Annotated in this window: 5 protein-coding genes; 3 read left to right on the top strand and 2 right to left on the bottom strand. The window is 39.6% G+C overall.

The genetic code is table 11. From position 1 onward, the window contains the following. Positions 1–325: 325 nt before the first annotated feature. Both F6K20_RS29930 and F6K20_RS29925 read right to left on the bottom strand, forming a co-directional pair. The gene (locus F6K20_RS29930; protein ID WP_131827307.1) at positions 326–1,078 is read right to left on the bottom strand and encodes a CmcI family methyltransferase; all 753 of its coding nucleotides are present in this window, start codon (positions 1,076–1,078) and stop codon (positions 326–328) included. A gap of 104 nt (positions 1,079–1,182) precedes the next feature. Beyond that, complete coding sequence (locus tag F6K20_RS29925) at positions 1,183–1,827, bottom strand: iron-containing redox enzyme family protein (protein ID WP_008190140.1); 645 nt, start codon at positions 1,825–1,827, stop codon at positions 1,183–1,185. Positions 1,828–2,109: 282 nt separating this feature from the next. On the opposite strand from F6K20_RS29925, the gene F6K20_RS29920 reads away from it, so the two are divergent. The 3 genes from F6K20_RS29920 (at position 2,110) to F6K20_RS29910 (ending at position 3,302) form a co-directional block, all read left to right on the top strand. Beyond that, the gene (locus F6K20_RS29920) at positions 2,110–2,310 is read left to right on the top strand and encodes a hypothetical protein (protein WP_287266116.1); all 201 of its coding nucleotides are present in this window, start codon (positions 2,110–2,112) and stop codon (positions 2,308–2,310) included. A gap of 229 nt (positions 2,311–2,539) precedes the next feature. Then, positions 2,540–2,722: a hypothetical protein gene (locus tag F6K20_RS29915; RefSeq protein ID WP_193374721.1), complete on the top strand. Its 183-nt coding sequence runs from the start codon at positions 2,540–2,542 to the stop codon at positions 2,720–2,722. 193 nt (positions 2,723–2,915) lie between these two features. Beyond that, positions 2,916–3,302 carry an SET domain-containing protein-lysine N-methyltransferase gene (locus tag F6K20_RS29910; protein ID WP_008190148.1) on the top strand — a complete coding sequence of 129 codons (387 nt, stop codon included), beginning with the start codon at positions 2,916–2,918 and terminating at the stop codon, positions 3,300–3,302. Positions 3,303–3,439: the final 137 nt, after the last annotated feature.

The raw sequence follows: 3,439 nt of genomic DNA, 5'->3' as shown, positions 1-3,439 counted from the left end.
GAATGATTTGAATAGTTTTGTGGAACGGGCATCAGGCGTGGAACAGGCATCTTGCCCGTTATCAATATTTCCGGACAGGCAGGATGCCCACCCTACTCATAATCATTCGAAGATTCAGCAATGCCAAAAAAATGGTAGTGGTAAAGATGTAGTGATTTGGCTACGGTAAGCGTCAAGGTTTCGGGGATTAAAATCACTACTTTTGTACCACTACCGAAAAAAGATGTAAAATCACTACTTCTACAGGACTACTAAACTCCCCCCATAGACGCTCGCAACCCTGCCAGGAGTCATCTCACCTTGAGATTGAGGTTTTTAACAGATTTTACAACATTCTTTTGATGATTGAATTCCAACATTTTGAACCGTTATATCCAAAAATGTCTTGGTAAAAAGCATCAATCTTGTAAGTGTCTTTATACTGCATCAAAAATCTACTAACCTCTCTAATCTTGTCACTCTTAACATCACCAATATCTTCAAAGTTTTCATCCCAATACTTCCAGCACTCTAGATTGGTGTCCTCAATAATAATATAGTCTCCAGCATGTCCATGAGAATGAAAAGTGCTTAAAATCCCAGAGACATTGACATGAGCATCTTCAATAATTAGCCAGGGATGATCTAATTCAGAAAGCATTTTGGCAGAAAATAATTCCTCAATTTTGTTGACATCACCCTCAATGAAAGTGATGCGATCGTCTTGTTGTGATTTCTTGTCTAAGAAGGCAAGATTAATGTCAACAGAGTAAACCTGGCATGGAATCTCAAAGATCTGCAGATGATCAGCGATCCAGACAGCACTACCGCCTGTAAACGCCCCAATTTCAATGACTACTTTAGGTCTTAGTTCGTACAGAAGCATTGGGTAAATCACCATTTCCAGAGCACTCTTCCAAATAGGAATTTCCTTCCAATGCTGTTTGTAGCTACTTTCAATTAGAAACGGCCATATATTAGATGGCAAATCGCAACAATCTTTTCGTGCATCAATGTCAATAAATCGATCAGATGCAGACATCTCCCGTTGAGGTAAATTTTCTTCTTTAAGGCTTTTATATCCAAATTTATCTGACATTGTATCTACCTGTTTATTCATAGTTCGATATCTTTGTTGCGCAGAAAATATAAAAAAATATTTTCAGTTATCTCCAGATGTGAGCAGTTTAATAATAAAGGAGCTTACAGTGGATTCAGAGAAGCATTATTTTGCAAAGCATCAATAAACATACTGACAAAGCGTCTCTTGTCTCCCATACCGCCTTTAATCATTAAGTCTGCGAATCGCTCATTTATGTGCTCTTTCACACATTTCACAGCAGCTTCGCCATGTTGTTCATCTTCTTCACAATGTAGTTGCAACCATCTACACTCTTCTGCTTTTAGTTTGAGTCTTTCGCGCATAGTTTTCGCACAGGAGTTTAGGTAACTTATAAGATACTCTATAACGACATTCATACCCAAATACTCTATTACTTTTTCATCTGAAAAGTTGCTCCAATAGGCATGATAGCCTGCTGTTAACTTCGATTCTGGTTCAAGCTTATAGCCCAGTGCTTTAAGATCTCGTATTGCTAATATATCGTGATCAGCCTCGTCTCTGGCGAGATGAATATATAGCATTTTCATGGCATTAGTAGGAGCTGCCTCAGCTGCTCTTAACAGTTGTGTTTCGCCAGGAGCAGAATAATGATAAAAAGTCGACACAAGGTGGATGTAGTTAGTTCTGGTAGCCAAATCAAAGGCTGCTGCTATTTCTTTAGCGCCCTCCTGGGCAATACAATCCAGTGTTTGAACAGTCTTTTCTGCCAGACCACTGTAATTCATATTTGCTCCTTCTAATCTTGGTTAACTTAACATTCTATACTAGCAGGACTTACGCAAAAACACCAGACATGGGGTATTCTCAGATCTTGCACCTAATGACAGAGAACTCACAACCAAGGTCATCTGCTCGCTGGGGAAGGCATAGATGCCCAGGGTAATCGCACTTAACTTTAGATCAGATTTACTTGACAAAAAGGCTTTAATACTTGCTCTGAGATTGTAGACAATATTGGTTCAATCGTGCTCCACTAGCTAATATCGTCTCTCCTTCGGTTAATTGCCATGACTAAAGGATTTGCACCAGGGTCTAGCTCAACACCAACATCCAGTTCGAGGCCATCTGATCCTGTTAAAAGGGTCAAACGCACCATTATCGATGAACTCAAGAACTTAGATGACCCCAGAACAAAGCGTAAACCAGACCATCTGCTGGTAGATATTGTAGCGATTGGGATCAAGCGCCACTTTAGCTGGAGCAGATAATATGGTGGCGGTCGCTACCTAAGGCCCGCGAAGAATACGAGTGGTTAGCCACCTTGTCTTGATGCAAAGCGCGAGTGGTTTGAATTTACCGTAAGACAGTTGAGCCTTAATCAATAAGTTTTACCCCTTTTCTGCATAGCCTACCAACCATAAAGGCTCAACTGTCTAAGGTTTTGTCTCCGGGGGAAACCCCCGCGTGAAGGCGCTGCATCGCTTTTGGAGTTGCCAAATGGGATACCGTCTCACGACACGACGCTCGCGAGTGTTTGCCCTGATTGACCCAGAACAGTTTCATGACTTTTTATTGCGCTGGATAGAGTATCTTACGGATCAATTAGATATCAAGCTGATTTACATCGATGGGAAAACCTCTCGTGGCTCTTACGACCGTCAAAGTAAGCTCAAAGCCTGACCTAGTGTGAGTGCTTGGAGAATAGAATGAAAAATGCTGTAAAGTAAATTTTCATGAATAGTAAGTATTAAAAAAAATATTGCCATGCTGTGCTGTATGGTACTATTTTAAGTAGATTTCATAGTATAATAATAAAATGGTAAAAGCATTATTTTCATGCCTACTTTGTTAAACTTATCGAAGTACTATATCAATGATTGAAGTTAAATTTTTTGATAAAAAAGAACGAGGAATTGTATCAACAAAACTGATTACCAAAGACACATTGATTGAGGCTGCCCCAGTGGGATCATTTCCTGCCGAACAATGGTCAATTATCAATAAAACTGAAGTGTTTAAGTACTGCTTCGTAATCCCTGCAGAATATGAAAAAAAACAAAATGTGGGCGGTTATATTGCCTTTGGTCTTTCATCCCTATGTAATCATTCGGAAACCCCCAATGCTTATATCAATTGGGTTAAAGATGAGATTGGTCTATGGGCACATTTAATCGCATCGAAAGATATTCAGCCAGGGGAGGAAGTTTTGCTTTTATATACCAACATTGATCAATATTCTTTAGCTAATAAATTTATTTGAGTTATTGTTTAGAGGATATCTGAAAAGTTTTTTGATACTGAATTTTGCCCCCCTAGCCCCCCAATTCTGGGGGGAACAAGAATCCATTTGTTGGTAAAAGTCCCCCAAAATTGGGGGATTTAGGGGGCTTGAATGTA

The organism is Moorena sp. SIO2C4 (assembly GCF_010672485.1).
Lineage (GTDB): Bacteria > Cyanobacteriota > Cyanobacteriia > Cyanobacteriales > Coleofasciculaceae > Moorena > Moorena producens.
Note: the sequence above shows the minus strand (reverse complement) of the source record. Positions and strands in the feature narration are given on the sequence as shown.

Excerpts from the sequence above, each read along its gene's own strand:
- F6K20_RS29930 (WP_131827307.1), bottom strand. The coding sequence starts at position 1,078 with ATGTCAGATAAATTTGGATATAAAAGCCTTAAAGAAGAAAATTTACCT.
- F6K20_RS29925 (WP_008190140.1), bottom strand. The coding sequence starts at position 1,827 with ATGAATTACAGTGGTCTGGCAGAAAAGACTGTTCAAACACTGGATTGT.
- F6K20_RS29920 (WP_287266116.1), top strand. The coding sequence starts at position 2,110 with ATGACTAAAGGATTTGCACCAGGGTCTAGCTCAACACCAACATCCAGT.
- F6K20_RS29915 (WP_193374721.1), top strand. The coding sequence starts at position 2,540 with ATGGGATACCGTCTCACGACACGACGCTCGCGAGTGTTTGCCCTGATT.
- F6K20_RS29910 (WP_008190148.1), top strand. The coding sequence starts at position 2,916 with ATGATTGAAGTTAAATTTTTTGATAAAAAAGAACGAGGAATTGTATCA.